Genomic DNA, 14,028 nt, shown 5'->3' on the forward strand with positions numbered 1-14,028 from the left:
GAAGTGATGGTGCCGCTGTACAAGCTGGAATCACGAACAACGGGTCTTGCGCACCATCGCGTCGGGAAGTCTTTCTGAGATGACTCCTTCCGGTCAAAAAATCTGCCTCTCGATGATTGTTAAGAATGAGGCGCCGGTTATTCGCCGGTGTCTCGATTCTGTGCGATCGATCATTGATCATTGGATCATCGTCGACACCGGCTCCACCGACGGAACGCAGGACCTCATCCGCGCTGCCCTGGCTGATGTGCCGGGCACCCTGCTGGAGCGGCCGTGGGTCGACTTCGCCCATAACCGCACCGAGGCCCTGGATCTCGCCCGGCCGCACGGTGACTACACGCTCGTTATTGATGCGGATGACGAGTTGATCACCGAAGAGGGATTACCCATCCCGGCTTCCTTCGTCATGCCGGATCTCGGTGCGCCCGGCTACAATATGCAGATTCATGACACCACGACTCGGTATCCGCGCACGCAGCTGTTCAAGAACTCGATGCCCTGGCGCTTCCGGGGGGTCCTGCACGAGTTCGCTAACTGCCAAGAATTGACTTGGACCGATACGCTACCGATCGCGATGCGTCGGGGTCACGATGGCGCGCGTCGTCGCGATGAATCCACGTATGTGCGCGATGCCGAGATCCTTGAGAAAGCCATCAGAACTGAGAAAGACAAGTTTCTGGTCTCGCGATATATGTTCTATCTCGCGAACAGCTATCGTGATTGCGGCGAAAAACGCAAGGCACTTGAAGTCTATCTGAAACGTACACAACTGGGTTTCTGGACCGAGGAAATTTATATCAGTTTCGTGGGTGCGGCTCTGTTGATGGAGAGTCTCGGCGATCCATTTGATCAAGTTCTTGCTGCTTACGACGAAGCTATTGCCATCAACCCACGCCGCGTCGAGGCGCGCTTCCATGCCAGCCGGTATTGTCAAAGCGAGAGCCGCCACGTCGAGGCGTACCATTATGCCGAAGCTGGGCTCGAGCTGACGATGCCGACGGACGGGCTTTTCCTTCAACCATGGATGTATAAATACGGCTTGCAAGACAAATTTTCGGTCATTGCTTTCAATACAGGGCAGTATCGGGCCTGCCTTTCGGCGTGCCTCGCTGCTCTCGGGTGCCCGGATTTTCCCGATGAGGATCGACCGCAACGCGTCGAGATTGCCCGTAAAGCACTTGCCAAGATGGTCGATCCGGCCTGGGGCGCCAACCACTCTTCCTACATCTCAGTGTATAATCCGGAGTGGCAATTTACATGAATTTGACTGAGCAAAATTGCTGTTCAGGGTAATCGGCCAGATTTTTGAAGAGAACGTGCAGCGTGCAACGACGGTGTGCTTAACGTTGTCGAAACGCGAGCCGATTGTTGCTGCGAGGCGCGGCTCGGTACCAATGCCGATACTGCAGTGATTTGCGCTGTTAAAACATGAACAGCGCTGGTTGCACACCTGCAGGGTCCCGCCTTTTCGCGCTCAGCCAAATCCGCCCGCGGAAAGGATCGACATCGTTTCAAGCATCACCCGTTGGTGACTTGAAGCGATGTTGCTGTATGGCGGATCATCGTTCCAGATGGCCAAACGGGTCAGGCGTCCGCCACAGCTGACTGTGTTTCGGTGCAGCCCGAGCGCTTGAACGACCGACATCCGAGAAAACCGCCCAACGGTTCTCGATGTCGTCTGCGCAGTGACGAGAATTGCCATCGGCGCAGGCCGTCGTCGATCGTCCTGCAAGCGCGGGAGACGCAGTTCCTCCAACATTTCCTCGATCACACCAAGTCGGCTCGCTACGCCACGCGTAGCCTGCGACGGTCGAACCGCTCTCGTCTCCGCTGAAACCCATCCCTGCTCCCGCACGCCGGTTGGGCGAGGGATCTGCCCTGTGGCGACGGCTTTATTTGGGAGCACATTTCCGGTCCGCGAGACTAATCTGCCTTCGTCCCCGATGCAGATCGACAAAGCTGTCGGATGGAGGCTCGAGTGATCGTTGATACACGCAAAGCCATCGCGGCGATGTCGTCTTGGGCGCGGTGTTGTCGGTTCGATGAACCGACGCAGACACGTAGCCCCGCACTGGAGACGACCGACGATGCGCACGCAAGCCACTCTGAATTTCACAACGCCCCGTAATCCGGCAGCCCCCCAAGGGATCCTGTTCTTCGAGCCCGCGCGCGATGCGGCGCCGGTTGGCGATCTACCCCGTTATCACGCGCATGGACGTGCCGCCCTGGCGAATGCCCTCGACGAAGGGCTGATGGCCGACGAGGTCGAGCAGATCCTCGACGGGCGGAAGATCGTCGACGCCTTCCCGGTCTGGCGGGGCGAGAGCCCGGCGGATTACGCGGCGCGCGCCGTAGCCGAGATGTTCGTCGCCTACCTGCAATAAGCTCTCCGCCCCCACCCAACGCAATCACCCCAAGAACGCGGCTGCCGCCTCGGTGGAAGCGGCGGCGCATTCTTGGCCGCAGCCTGCCCGCGCGCAGCGACAGGGGCTGGAGTCTCTCACCATGCCGATGATGGAAACGCCTGGGTGGGGTCGCCCGGCGAAGGCGGCCCTGCGCGCCCTCGTGATCGGGGTCGCCGGCGTCGCCGCGATCGCGCCCCTGGCGGACGTGACGGCGTCCGTACCGGTGCCGGCTCTCGCCCCGCAACCCGATGGGCCGCGCAGCGAGCCGCCGGAGGTCGAGGCGCGGGTGGCCCTCGGGCCTGGGGGGCGGGATATCCGGCTGGCCGGCGATCTCACCGAAGGCGTGGCGGCCCGCGTCGCGACCCTGCTCAAGGCGAACCCGGGCGTGGAGCGCATCCATCTCACCAGCGATGGCGGCCTGGTCGATGAGGCGGAGGCGATCGGGGCGCTGGTCGCCGAGCGGGGTCTCGCCACCTACGTGCCCGATGCCTGCGCCTCGGCCTGCACGCTCGTTTTCGTGCGCGGACGGGTCCGTTACCTCGTCACCGGCGCGCAGCTCGGATTTCACGCCCCCTACGAACTCGGAGCGGGCGGTCGGATGGAGGCGGTCGATCCCGGTGCCGAGCGCGCGGCCTATCTCGCCGCCGGCCTGACGGCGGATTTCGTGGCGCGGACCATGACGGTGGCGCCCGAGGACATCTGGATACCCGAGCCGGCGCGGCTGCGCGAAGCGGGCGTCGTGACCGAGATGGTGGGGAGCGACCGCTTCCCGGATTCCACCCTCGACGCAGATCCGAGCCTGCCGGCCGCCCGGGCCGAAATTCTCCGCAATTTCCCGATCCTGTCTGCCGCGGATCCCGCTGCGGTCGATGAAGCCGCGAGCTGGTATCGAGATGGGTATCTGGCCGGCCGCACGGAGGCGGAGGCCATCGCCGGCCTGCACCAGAGGGGATCGGCGGCGTTGCGGCGGAGGTTCCGCGCGACCGACGAAGCGACGATCCTTGCCTTGGGGCAGGTCGTCCTCACAAGCGCGGCGGTAGCCGATGCCTGTGCTGCCCTCGCGGAGGGCGACCTCGTTACCCTCGACGAGACGCTCAAGCGCGCGCGGCCGGGTAGCCCCGGGCTGGCCCCGCTCCTGGCGCGGAACGCGCCGGATGCCGGAATCGCTGCGGGTGCCCGGGCGAACCGGAGCCGCACGGCGCAAGCGAAGCACCGCCTCGTCCCGCCGATCTGCGCCGGGCCGCTCGCGGCCGTGCGCCGCGCCCTTGGACGCGCGCCGCACGAGGCGGCGCTGGCCTTGCGGACGATCCTGCTGGGTGACCCGCCGGCGACGATCGCCAGCGCCGCCCTCCCGTGATCGAGCCAGATGCTTCCGAGTCGGTGGGAATGCGCCCTGGCGTCTGACCGGCCCTGCCCCGCAATCCTGCCCGTGAGACACCGATGCGATCGACGACACGCCGCGCCGTCCTGGCCGGATCGCTGGCCCTGGCCGCCAGCGGGGCCAGGGCGGCGAGCGCCCTGCGGGTGGTGGCCTCCTCGGTGCCGCATGCGGAGATCCTGGAATTCGTCACGCGCTCGCTGGCGCCTGATTTTCCCCTGAAGCTGATCGAGACGAGCGGCGATATCCGGCCGAACGCCCTGTTGCGTGACGGCGATGCCGACGCGAATTTCTTCCAGCACGTGCCGTTCCTCCATTCGGAAGAAGCGCAACTCGGGGTTACGTTCGCAGTGGTGGCGGCCGTGCATATCGAGCCGCTCGGGATCTATTCCCGGCGCGTGAAGACCCTGGCCGAGGTTCCAAAGGGGGCGAGCGTCGCCCTCCCGAACAACGTCACGAACTTCAGCCGTGGCCTGAAGCTTCTTCAGGGGAACGGACTGATCCGGCTGCGTCCGGGGGGCGACGGGACCTTCGCGACCGTCCAGGACATCGCCGAGAATCCGAAGAGCCTTCGCTTCATCGAAGTCCTGTCAGCACAATTGCCCCGCTCCCTCGACGACGTCGTCCTGGCGGTCATCAACGGCAATTACGCGCTCGAATTCGGGCTCGTCCCGGCTCGGGATGCGCTCGCCCTCGAGCGCGCCGAGGGCAATCCCTACGCGAATGTCCTGGTGACCACGCAGGCCCTGGCGAGGGACGAGCGAATCTTGCGCCTCGCCGCGCTGCTGACATCCGCGGACGTCGCCGGCTTCATTCGCGATCGCTATCGCGGTTCGGTGATTCCGGTCCGGACAGCCTGATCGAGTCCGCGGCAACGGGGCAATCCGCGCTTCGCCTCCGGTCGTTCGTGAGACGAGGCCGCATCGATCGCGCCTGCGCCGCGAACGAGTATGCCTTGCCGGGCAGCCGGCGGTACGTACTGTTTTCTCATATCAATTAGCGAACTGAACAGATGCGATTGCCGTTGATGGCAATTGATGCAGTTTTCGATCCGATGCGACTATAAATAAGCTTTATATCAAAAACTTTACAATAACTTATTGATCGATTAACGAGAATGTGCTAGCAAGTTACTGATAGTATTATCAGGTTTAGTTTATGGTCGCCGATTTGTCACCGCCGCGAAAAGCATCATCCATCAATCTGCGTTCAATCATCATCGGGTCTTCGGTCGCCCTTTTCATCATATCAGCGGCAATCGGACTTTTTTCTGTCTTCCGCATCGGCATGATCAACGAGGTCAGCCGGTCGATCTCCGGCGAGATCAAGGCGGTGACGATCCTCGGCCGCATGAAGGAATTGAGCCAGGAATTGCGAGCCTTGGACGTCCTGGCCCACAACGCGCGCTCGGACGATGAGCGCCGCCGCTATATCGCCGATGCCGCCCATGCCCAGGAGGCCTTCGCCGCGGCCTGGAGCACCTACGCGCCGACCATCGCCGGGGCTGATGAGCAGAAACTGGCGCATCGGTTGCGCGAGGCCTGGCAGCACTTCCTGGCTGTGGAGGCCGAGGCGACCGCGCTGGACCGGGCCGGCGAACGCGAACTGGCCGACACGGTGTTCGCCGAGCCGTTTCAAACCGACGCCGTCGCGTTCACCCAGTCGGTGGACTCCGTGCTGGTCCATCGGCAGGCGCGGGCCTTCGAGCAGACGGCTGCCGCCGATGCGGTCGGCGCCACGTCGCGCTTGGCGGTGATCATAGCCCTGGCCGTCGCAGCGATTCTGACCCTGGCGATCAGCTGGTTCATCGTTCGCCGGGTGGCCGCGCCGATCGCCACGATCACCCGGGTGATGGCCCGTCTCGCCGAGAACGATCTCGCCGTCGCGATCCCCGGCGGCGACCGCTGCGACGAGATCGGTGCCATCGCCGGGGCGGTGCAGGTGTTCAAGGAGAACATGCTGCACGCCAAATCCCTGGAAGAGGAGGCCACCCGGGTTCGCGAGGAGGCGGAGCGGCAGCGCAAGCTCGTGTTGCGCGACATGGCGGAGCGGTTCGAGGAAACGGTGGGCGGCATCGTCGGCACCGTCGCCTCCGCGGTAACGCAGCTCCAGGGAACGGCGCACCAGATGAGCGCGGTCGCCGGGCAGACGGCGAGTCAGTCGACGACGGTGGCCGCCGCCGCCGAACAGGCCGAATCCAATGTGCGGATGATCGCGGCCGCCGCCGATGAGCTCGGGGCCTCGGTTCAGGAGGTCGGGCGCCAGGCCGAACTCTCCGCCGCCATGGCCAACGGCGCCGCCGACGAAGCGGCCCAGACCATCGCGTTCGTGCAGGTGCTCAGCGGTGCGGCGGATCGGATCGGAGACGTGGTCCGCTTGATCGCCAAGATCGCGGCACAGACCAATCTGCTCGCCCTCAACGCCGCCATCGAGGCGGCCCGGGCCGGCGACGCCGGGCGGGGCTTCGCGGTGGTCGCCGCAGAGGTCAAGCAATTGGCGGGCGAGGCGAAGCGCGCCACGGACGAGATCGCCAGCCATGTCTCGGTCATCAAGGCGTCCACCTCCGACGCCGTTGCGGCGATCGAGGGGATCGCTACGCGGGTCAAGGACATGAGCGGGACCGCCGCCTCGATTGCCGCGGCCGTCGAGGAGCAGGGCGCCGCCGCTCAGGAGATCGTGCTCAACATCGCACAGGCCGCCAACGGCACCGGCGAGGTAACGGCGAATATCACCACGGTCGCCGGCACGGCGAAGCATACCGGCGCGGCGGCCGACCGGATGCTGACCTCGGCCAGCGCGCTGTCGCGCGATGCCGAGCGCCTGGGCGACGAAGTCCAGCGGTTCCTGAACAGCATCCGGGCCGCCTGACGGCGCCCTTTCGCCGAGCGGGAGCGGGTCAGGCCCCAGCCGGGCGCCGTCGCCGACGAGGACCATCGCCATCGGGCTTGACCCGAAACACTCGATTTCACACGCTCGCGCCGCACCGGCATCGACTCGGCGGCGAGCGCCTCAGGCAGGTGCAAGTGCCATGATCCGAACGCTCCGCGGCTGGGCCATCGTCCGGAAACTCGACGACCTATGGCAGGGGCTCCGCTCGTGCATCGGGCGTCCCGGTCGATCCCGGACCCCGATCGTCGGCAGGGCTTGGTGGCCGGCGGCCTGTGCCGTCGTGTTCGCCAGCTTGGCGACGCCGGCCCTGTCGGTCACGATCGGCGTCGCGATGGTCCAGCCGGACGGCTTTACGCAGCTTCTGCGCGACCGCATCGAGACCTACGCGAAGTCCCTCCCCGACCTAGCCGTGCAATTCGCCTACGCCCCCGAGGGCGCCGGCGAGAAGCAGATCGAGCAGGTCCGGCAGTTCATCGCCGCGAAAGTCGATGCCTTGGTGATCCTTCCGGTCGATCCGGTGGCAAACGCGACGATCACGCGACTCGCCCAGGAGGTCGACATCCCGCTGGTCTACGCCAACAACGGCCCCCGCGAGGACTGGTTTGATGGCCGCGTGGCGTTTGTCCTGCCGAACGATCTCGTAGCGGGTCGGCTCCAGATGCGGAAGCTCGCGCAGATGCTGGGCGACAAAGGCCGGATCGCGATCATCAAGGGGCATCCGAGCCACTCGGCGACCGTGCTGCGCACGCAGGGCGTCAAGGAGGTTGCCGCCACGTTCCCGGGGCTGCGGGTGGTCGAGGAAGGCACCGCGGATTGGGATCGCAAGAAGGCTGCGGCGCTCGTGGCCGGATGGCTGGCGAACGGGACCGCGATCGACGCGATCGTCGCCAACAACGACGAGATGGCGATCGGGGCGGCCGACGCCGTTGAGGCTGCCGGGATCCCGTCCGATCGGATCCTGATCGGCGGGGTCGATGCCACGCCCGACGGCCTCAAGGCGATGCAGCGCAAGCGCATGGCCGTGACGGTCTATCAGGACGCCGGCTTGCAGGCCCGCCGTGCGGTCGACGATGCCCGGAAGCTGATCCGGCGCGAGACCGTGCAGCAATACGATTGGGTGCCGTTCGAGCTCGTGACCGACCGGATGTCGACCACGCATTTTTCGAAGTAGGCGTTTCGGGCCTCAGCAATATCGTATTGCGTGCCGTCTCGCCGATCCCATAATCGGATTGTGGCGGCGCAGGGCGCCTTCGTCGGCCGCGGACGTACAGGAAGAGATAGGCGACGGATGCCCTATCGTAGGGCCCCGTTTGCCGATTGAGGGCGACCGGCGATGGTGTCTGAAGGGATGAGCGGCGTGCTGATCGGCAACGCTCAATGTCGTTGGGCGCAAGACAGGGCGCGGCGCGTCTGGATGGTGGCAACAGGGCGATCGGCATGACTGTCGTCGCCCTTGACACACTTTCCATCGTCCGCAAGCTCCGCGCTTCCGGCCTGCCCGAAGATCAGGCAGAGGCCATCACCGGTGCGATTCGAGACAGCCGCGACGCCGACCTCACAGCGCTCGCCGCGAAGACGGATTTCCGCGAGGCCGAGCTCCGGCTTGAGTCCAAGATCGAGGCTACGAAGGCCGACATCATCAAATGGGGTGCTGTCGGCCTTCGGCTTCCAGGCGTTGATCATCGTGGGTGCGATCATCGCAATGGCCCGTGCTCTGCACTGACGGCGTTGCCATCGCCAGGGCCTTCCTTGCGCCGGAATTGCCACCGACCCGTTGCAGAGGGCAAACGCCCCTGCCCCGGGTCGGCGGCCGGCGACGCGGCTTAAAACCCTACCGCATCACGAACGGGTTCTCGGGCGCGTCGCGGCTGGTGGAGATCCAGATGCTCTTGGTCTCCAGATACTCGCGGATCGACTCGATGCCGCTCTCGCGGCCGATACCGGAGCGCTTCATGCCGCCGAACGGCATCATGTAGCTCACCGCCCGGTAGGTGTTCACCCAGACCGTGCCGGCGCGCAGGCCCTTCGACATGCGTAGCGCCCGGCCGATATCTTGCGTCCAGACGCCGGCCGCGAGACCGTAGATCACGTCGTTGCCGAGCTTGAGCGCCTCGGCCTCATCCTCGAACCCGATGATCGACAGGACCGGGCCGAACACCTCCTCCTGGGCGATCCGCATGTCGTTGGTCACGCCGGTGAAGATCGTCGGCTCGACGAACTGGCCGCCGATCACGCCGGGACCGGAGGCCGGGTTGCCGCCGAGCACGCAGCGCGCGCCTTCGCTCTTGGCGAGCGCGATGTAGTCCAGCACCTTGGCGTATTGCGGCGGCGTGGTGATCGGCCCGATATTGGTCTCGGCCTGCATCGGGTCACCGAGCCGGGCCGTGCGCGCCAGTTCGACCAGTCGCTCGACGAACGCCTCGCGGATGCTGTTCTGCACCAGCAGCCGCGAGCCGGCGATGCAGGTCTGGCCGGTGGCGGCGAAGATTCCCGAGATCGCGCCCGCGGCGGCGGCCTTCAGGTCGGCATCGGCGAACACGATGTTGGGCGACTTGCCGCCGAGTTCGAGCGACAGCCGCTTGATCTGGCGGGCGGCCGCCTCGTAGACCTTCGCGCCTGTCACGTCCGAGCCCGTGAAGGTGATCTTGGCCACGTCCGGGTGCTCGACGATGGCGCTGCCGGCCTCGCCGCCGTAGCCGGTGACGACGTTGAACATGCCGTCCGGCAGCCCGGCCTCCTTGGTCAGGCGGGCGAATTCGAGTGTGCTGGCGGACGCGAATTCCGACGGCTTGACCACGACGGCGCAGCCGGCGGCGAGGGCCGGCGCGCATTTCCAGGCCACGAACAGCAGTGGCGAGTTCCAAGCGGTGAGCGCGCCGACCACGCCGACCGGCTCATGCCGGGTGAACGCGAAGGTCTCGGGCTTGTCGATCGGCACCTGGGCGCCTTCGACCTTGTCGGCGAGGCCCGCATAGTACCACCACCATTCCGGCTGGTAGCGGGTCTGGCCGTACATCTCGGCGAACAGCTTGCCGTTGTCGCGGACCTCGACCTCGGCGAGGGCCTTGGCCTCGCGCTCAACGAGGTCGCCGATCCGTCGGAGCACCTTGCCCCGGGCCGAGGCGGTCATGGTCGCCCACGGCCCGTCCCACATGGCGCGCTTGGCCGCCGCCACCGCCTTGTCGACATCGGCCTTGGAGGCGCGCGGGATCCGGGCCCAAGGCTCGCCCCGATACGGGTCGACGGACTCGAACCACGAGCCCTCGACCGGATCGACGTCCTGGCCGTCGATGTAGAGCTGATAGGTTTTCACGGCGCGCCTCTCTCGCGAATGACGCGCGCGATATGGGCCCGAACCCGGCCGGTGACGAGGCCGGCCGGCGCAGGGCCGTTCAGGCGTTGGCGCTGAGGCGCTTGATGTCGGCGTCGACCATCTCGGTGATCAGCGATTCGAGGCTGGTCTGCGCCTCCCAGCCGAAGGTCGCCTTGGCCTTGGCCGGATTGCCCAGCAGCACCTCGACCTCGGCAGGGCGGAAGAAGGCCGGGTCGATGATCAGATGGTCGTCGATGTTGAGGCCGACATGCTTGAACGCGATCACGCACATGTCCCGCACCGTCGTGGTCCGGCCGGTGGCGATGACATAGTCGTCCGGCTTGTCCTGCTGCAGCATCAGCCACATCGCCTCGACGTAGTCCCGGGCATGGCCCCAGTCGCGCTTGGCGTCGATGTTGCCCAGCCGCAGCTCCTTCTGCTTGCCGAGCTTGATTCGCGCCACCGCGTCCGTGACCTTGCGGGTGACGAACTCGACGCCCCGCAGCGGGCTCTCGTGGTTGAACAGGATGCCGTTCGAGGCGTGCAGCCCGAAGCTCTCGCGGTAGTTGATGGTCATCCAGTGGGCGTAGAGCTTGGCCACGCCGTAGGGCGAGCGCGGGTAGAACGGCGTCGTCTCGCTCTGCTGCGCCTCCTGGATCAGCCCGAACATCTCCGAGGTCGAGGCCTGGTAGTACCGGGCCTGGGGGGCGACCGAGCGCAGGCATTCGAGCATGTGCACGGCGCCCAAGCCGGTCACTTGGCCGGTGAGCAGGGGCTGCTGCCAGGACGAGGTGACGAAGGATTGCGCGGCGAGGTTGTAGATCTCGTCGGGCTTGGCGGTCTGGACGATGCGCAGCAGCGCCGACTGATCCAGCAGGTTGCCGTCCATGAGTTCGACGTCGTCCAGGATGCCGAGCCACTTCAACCGGTGGTCGAACACGCCGGCATGGCTGGAGCGGCGCACGATCCCGGTGACCGTGTAGCCCTTCTGCAGCAGCAGCTGCGCCAGGTACGCGCCGTCCTGGCCCGTCACCCCCGTGATCAGCGCGCGCTTGCCCGTCATGAACCAGTCCCGTCCCGTTGCTGCCCGGCTGCTACGACCGCGGCGGCCTTCGCGTCAAGGTGACGCCAGACTGCGCATCGTCTTCGCAGACTGGCGATATCGGACGTGCGGGTGCCCGTTCCCGCGAAGAAATGCGCGGCGCGCTACGCGTTACAGTTGGGCGAGCCAGGCAGCCGCACCACCGAGCGACCGGAACTCGTCCAGCGCGTGGACCCGCGCATCGGGCAAGGCCGCGCGCGCCATCGTCGCCAAGGCGTGGCCGGGGCCGAGTTCCAGAACACGGTCGGCCCCGTATTCCCGGCAGGCTTCCAGGCAGGCGGCCCAGTCGATCGTTTGGGAGATTTGGCGGGCGAGCTTGTCGATCCCGTCATCGGGCCGGAACAGGGTCGCCCCGTCGAGCCCGCTGATCAGGCGGGGCGCGCCGGTGGGCGGGCGGTGCAGGGTGACGGCACTGAGTGCGCTTCGGAACGCCTTGCTCGCCTCCGCCAGCAGCGGGGTGTGCGAGGGGGTGTGGACCGGCAGCAGCACCTCCCGCTGCGCGCCGGCCGCGGCGGCGTCCCGGCACAGGGCTTCGAGGGCGTCGCGACGGCCGCCGGCCACGCCGCTATCGGGGGCGTTGCGGATTGCGAGATGGCAGTCGTGCCGGCCGGCCAGGGCTCCCAGCGCGTCGAGGCCGAGTCCCCGGATCCCGGCCAGCCCGAACCCCTCCCCGGAGGCGGCATCCATCGCCTCGGCGCGGCGGCCGGCTAGGGCGAGGATGTCGGCATCCGCGATCCGGCCGGCAACGCCCCAGGCGGCGAGGTCACCGATGCTGTAGCCGGCCACGATGGCGCGGCCGGTGAAGCCTAGCGCCCGCCAGGCGGCCAGCGCGGCGGTGCAGCACAGGATCTGCCCGGCTCGGTTGGCGTGGAGCGCGTCGCCGCCGCTGCGCGCGAGGTCGCGCGGGTCTGTGCCATGGAGGAGCGGCGTTGCGGCGGCGAAAACCGCCTGCGCGGCCGGGTGGTCGGCGGTGAGGTCGAACATCCCGGGATGCTGGCCGCCCTGGCCGGAGAGCAGGATCGCGAGGGTCATGCGGGGTCCCGGATTCGTAGGCCGGCGACCGGCCGCATCGCCAACGTGTCGAGGCCCTTGGCCAGCACCGTCCCACCCTCCGGGGCGTCGCGCAGCTCGCGCCAGTGCAGGCCGGTCCCGCCCGGCAGCAGGATCTCGCCGTCGAGGCGTATCGGGGCGTTATCCGCGATGGACGCGAGCCCGTCGAGCAGGCCGGTCGGGAACGGCTCCGTGCAGGGCCAGAGCAGGTCGAGGTCGGAGGTCGCACTCAGGTAGGCGAGCCCGGTCACCGCCTGCCACAGCAAGCCGCCGAACGGCCGCGGAGTCAGGCCGTAGCGTTTGCCCAGCGCCACAGCAGCCGCGATGGTTTCGTGCCAGGCGGCGGGGGCGTGGGCGGCGGCCTCGGCCAGGCTCGGACCGGCAATGCCGGTGAGGTGTTCGGCCGGCAGGGCGAGACCGATCCGGCGCTTGCCGTCGGCGGGCGGGAGCGGCAGGCCGAGCGGCACAACCTCGGCGCCCTCCCCCGGGACCCGGCGGCGGACGATCAGCGGCCGGGCCGCCTCGGCCCAGCCCGCGAGATGCGGCACGTCGGCTAGGTCTTCGCGCGTACAGAGCCAGGAGGCCCAGGCGCGGGGATCGGCGCGGACGAGATCCTGCCGGGTGAAGGCGCTGGGCGTGATGGGTTCGGACACGTTTGGGTCGGTGCTTGCCATCCTCGACCCAATTCCAAGATATCGGGCAATCGTGCCGGGAGCACGATTTTGAGCCCGGTTCTGACACATCGTGGACGGCGGAGCTGGTACCCCGTCATTCCGGAGCTGCTCAGCGGAGCCAGGCATCCAGAAATGCCGTCGTGTCATGAGCTGGGGCGGTCAGCGTCTCCAAATTCCTGGGTCGCTTGCGACGCCCCGGAACGACGATGTAGTTTACCTTGCCCCGTCCAAGCTACGGCGACGCGAGCTGAATTTCGGTCGGGTTCATCTGGATCGAAAATCGCCAGCAAACCTCATCGTCATTTCTTTGCAGGTTCACAAACGCGGCTGACATGCGCTGCGCTGCCCAGCGCGGACCGCGTTTCTGAGGCAGCAGGTCCTCCACCTGGCTGTTCGACAGTTCGCGGCTGTCATACTTACAGAACGTCCGCGAACAAGTGCCGTGTTGTCGATAGAACGCGCGGACCGACCCGAATGTCTGCGATCGGTCGGCCTTCACTCCTCATACTTCCTTGATCAGGAAACGCCATTTCTGGACGTCGTTCCGCTCGATCGTCCGGTCAAAACTGTTGTCGCGCATCGCCAAGCTCTCCTAGGGCAGCGTGCCGCAATCAGCGGATTTGTGAACCTGCACAGCAAGACCGAGGCGGTTGCCGACTTTTGGAGCCGTCAGGATCCCACCCCGCCTCTTACGCTTCCGCTTCGTCTCGTCACCAAAGGATGAGGTGGTCGACTGAGACGGCCCGTCGAACCGGCGTCGACCGGGATCCTACCGCGCCCGCTCGACCTGGCCGCGGATCTCGCCCTTCGGGTTCGCCGCGGTGTGGATGTTGAAATAGAGCTTGCCGGCTTCGAGGTCGGCGGCCTTGGCCTCGTCCAGGGTCGCCTCCCCGGAGAACGGGCTGCTGGTGGCGGTCACCGGTACGAGCACGCCGGCATTGGCGCCGGCTTGAGCCGGGCCATGGAAATGCGCCGCCGTGACCGGGCCGGTCAGGCCGCCATAGGTGCCGTTCCAGCTCAGGCGCTTGGTGGCCGGATCGTAGGTGGCCGTGACGGCGCCGGTGCCCTTCGAGTCGGTCGCCGGAACCTCGCTGCCGCCGGTCAGCGCGGCCTTGTAGGTGATGCTCTCCCCCGCCGCGCGGGCGCCGGGGATGGCGAGCGGCACGGCAAGTGCGAAGAGGGCGGCAAAACCGGTTCTGGCAAGGCGTGTCATCGAA

The 14,028-nt window shown here is 66.7% G+C and carries 14 protein-coding genes; 6 read left to right on the top strand and 8 right to left on the bottom strand.

Features of this window, described 5'->3' with window-relative positions; genetic code table 11:
• The first annotated feature begins 46 nt into the window (after positions 1-46).
• A complete protein-coding gene (locus MKL09_RS24515) occupies positions 47-1,261 on the top strand; it encodes a glycosyltransferase (protein WP_313901204.1) in 1,215 nt (404 codons plus the stop codon).
• Positions 1,262-1,474: 213 nt separating this feature from the next.
• On the opposite strand, the gene MKL09_RS24520 is transcribed toward MKL09_RS24515, so the two are convergent.
• Entirely contained in the window at positions 1,475-1,771 is a 297-nt protein-coding gene (locus MKL09_RS24520; protein WP_244024588.1) for a hypothetical protein, read from the bottom strand.
• Positions 1,772-2,087: 316 nt separating this feature from the next.
• Between MKL09_RS24520 and MKL09_RS24525 the strand changes: the two genes are divergently transcribed.
• The 5 genes from MKL09_RS24525 to MKL09_RS24545 all read left to right on the top strand — a co-directional run bounded on the left by MKL09_RS24525 (position 2,088) and on the right by MKL09_RS24545 (position 7,843).
• On the top strand, positions 2,088-2,384 hold the full coding sequence (locus MKL09_RS24525) for a hypothetical protein (RefSeq protein ID WP_244024590.1): 297 nt from the start codon (positions 2,088-2,090) through the stop codon (positions 2,382-2,384).
• A 121-nt stretch (positions 2,385-2,505) separates the two neighbouring features.
• Entirely contained in the window at positions 2,506-3,762 is a 1,257-nt protein-coding gene (locus MKL09_RS24530; RefSeq protein WP_244024592.1) for a hypothetical protein, read from the top strand.
• A gap of 83 nt (positions 3,763-3,845) precedes the next feature.
• Positions 3,846-4,643, top strand: a complete 798-nt coding sequence (locus MKL09_RS24535; RefSeq protein ID WP_244024594.1) for a MetQ/NlpA family ABC transporter substrate-binding protein — start codon at positions 3,846-3,848, stop codon at positions 4,641-4,643.
• A gap of 298 nt (positions 4,644-4,941) precedes the next feature.
• The gene (locus MKL09_RS24540; RefSeq protein WP_244024596.1) at positions 4,942-6,651 is read left to right on the top strand and encodes a methyl-accepting chemotaxis protein; all 1,710 of its coding nucleotides are present in this window, start codon (positions 4,942-4,944) and stop codon (positions 6,649-6,651) included.
• Positions 6,652-6,811: 160 nt separating this feature from the next.
• On the top strand, positions 6,812-7,843 hold the full coding sequence (locus MKL09_RS24545) for a substrate-binding domain-containing protein (RefSeq protein ID WP_244024598.1): 1,032 nt from the start codon (positions 6,812-6,814) through the stop codon (positions 7,841-7,843).
• A gap of 203 nt (positions 7,844-8,046) precedes the next feature.
• Here the strand turns inward: MKL09_RS24545 and MKL09_RS24550 are convergent, their stop codons facing one another.
• The 7 genes from MKL09_RS24550 to MKL09_RS24580 all read right to left on the bottom strand — a co-directional run bounded on the left by MKL09_RS24550 (position 8,047) and on the right by MKL09_RS24580 (position 14,024).
• Positions 8,047-8,355: a hypothetical protein gene (locus MKL09_RS24550; protein WP_244024600.1), complete on the bottom strand. Its 309-nt coding sequence runs from the start codon at positions 8,353-8,355 to the stop codon at positions 8,047-8,049.
• A gap of 148 nt (positions 8,356-8,503) precedes the next feature.
• Positions 8,504-9,985: an aldehyde dehydrogenase gene (locus MKL09_RS24555; RefSeq protein WP_244024602.1), complete on the bottom strand. Its 1,482-nt coding sequence runs from the start codon at positions 9,983-9,985 to the stop codon at positions 8,504-8,506.
• A gap of 79 nt (positions 9,986-10,064) precedes the next feature.
• A complete protein-coding gene (gene gmd, locus MKL09_RS24560) occupies positions 10,065-11,048 on the bottom strand; it encodes a GDP-mannose 4,6-dehydratase (protein ID WP_244024604.1) in 984 nt (327 codons plus the stop codon).
• A gap of 150 nt (positions 11,049-11,198) precedes the next feature.
• A complete protein-coding gene (locus tag MKL09_RS24565; RefSeq protein WP_244024606.1) occupies positions 11,199-12,119 on the bottom strand; it encodes an acyltransferase domain-containing protein in 921 nt (306 codons plus the stop codon).
• On the bottom strand, positions 12,116-12,790 hold the full coding sequence (mdcG, locus tag MKL09_RS24570) for a malonate decarboxylase holo-[acyl-carrier-protein] synthase (RefSeq protein ID WP_244024608.1): 675 nt from the start codon (positions 12,788-12,790) through the stop codon (positions 12,116-12,118). Before mdcG ends, MKL09_RS24565 begins: the two co-directional genes overlap by 4 nt.
• A gap of 253 nt (positions 12,791-13,043) precedes the next feature.
• Positions 13,044-13,310 carry a hypothetical protein gene (locus MKL09_RS24575; protein ID WP_244024610.1) on the bottom strand — a complete coding sequence of 89 codons (267 nt, stop codon included), beginning with the start codon at positions 13,308-13,310 and terminating at the stop codon, positions 13,044-13,046.
• Between the two features lie 270 nt (positions 13,311-13,580).
• Complete coding sequence (locus MKL09_RS24580; RefSeq protein WP_244024612.1) at positions 13,581-14,024, bottom strand: CHRD domain-containing protein; 444 nt, start codon at positions 14,022-14,024, stop codon at positions 13,581-13,583.
• Positions 14,025-14,028: the final 4 nt, after the last annotated feature.

It is taken from the genome of Methylobacterium sp. J-048 (genome assembly GCF_022829515.1).
Classification (GTDB): Bacteria; Pseudomonadota; Alphaproteobacteria; order Rhizobiales; family Beijerinckiaceae; genus Methylobacterium.

Coding starts and splice junctions, on each gene's coding strand:
- MKL09_RS24525 (WP_244024590.1), top strand. CDS start 2,088: ATGCGCACGCAAGCCACTCTGAATTTCACAACGCCCCGTAATCCGGCA.
- MKL09_RS24530 (WP_244024592.1), top strand. CDS start 2,506: ATGCCGATGATGGAAACGCCTGGGTGGGGTCGCCCGGCGAAGGCGGCC.
- MKL09_RS24535 (WP_244024594.1), top strand. CDS start 3,846: ATGCGATCGACGACACGCCGCGCCGTCCTGGCCGGATCGCTGGCCCTG.
- MKL09_RS24540 (WP_244024596.1), top strand. CDS start 4,942: ATGGTCGCCGATTTGTCACCGCCGCGAAAAGCATCATCCATCAATCTG.
- MKL09_RS24545 (WP_244024598.1), top strand. CDS start 6,812: ATGATCCGAACGCTCCGCGGCTGGGCCATCGTCCGGAAACTCGACGAC.
- MKL09_RS24550 (WP_244024600.1), bottom strand. CDS start 8,355: ATGATCAACGCCTGGAAGCCGAAGGCCGACAGCACCCCATTTGATGAT.
- gmd (WP_244024604.1), bottom strand. CDS start 11,048: ATGACGGGCAAGCGCGCGCTGATCACGGGGGTGACGGGCCAGGACGGC.
- MKL09_RS24565 (WP_244024606.1), bottom strand. CDS start 12,119: ATGACCCTCGCGATCCTGCTCTCCGGCCAGGGCGGCCAGCATCCCGGG.
- MKL09_RS24580 (WP_244024612.1), bottom strand. CDS start 14,024: ATGACACGCCTTGCCAGAACCGGTTTTGCCGCCCTCTTCGCACTTGCC.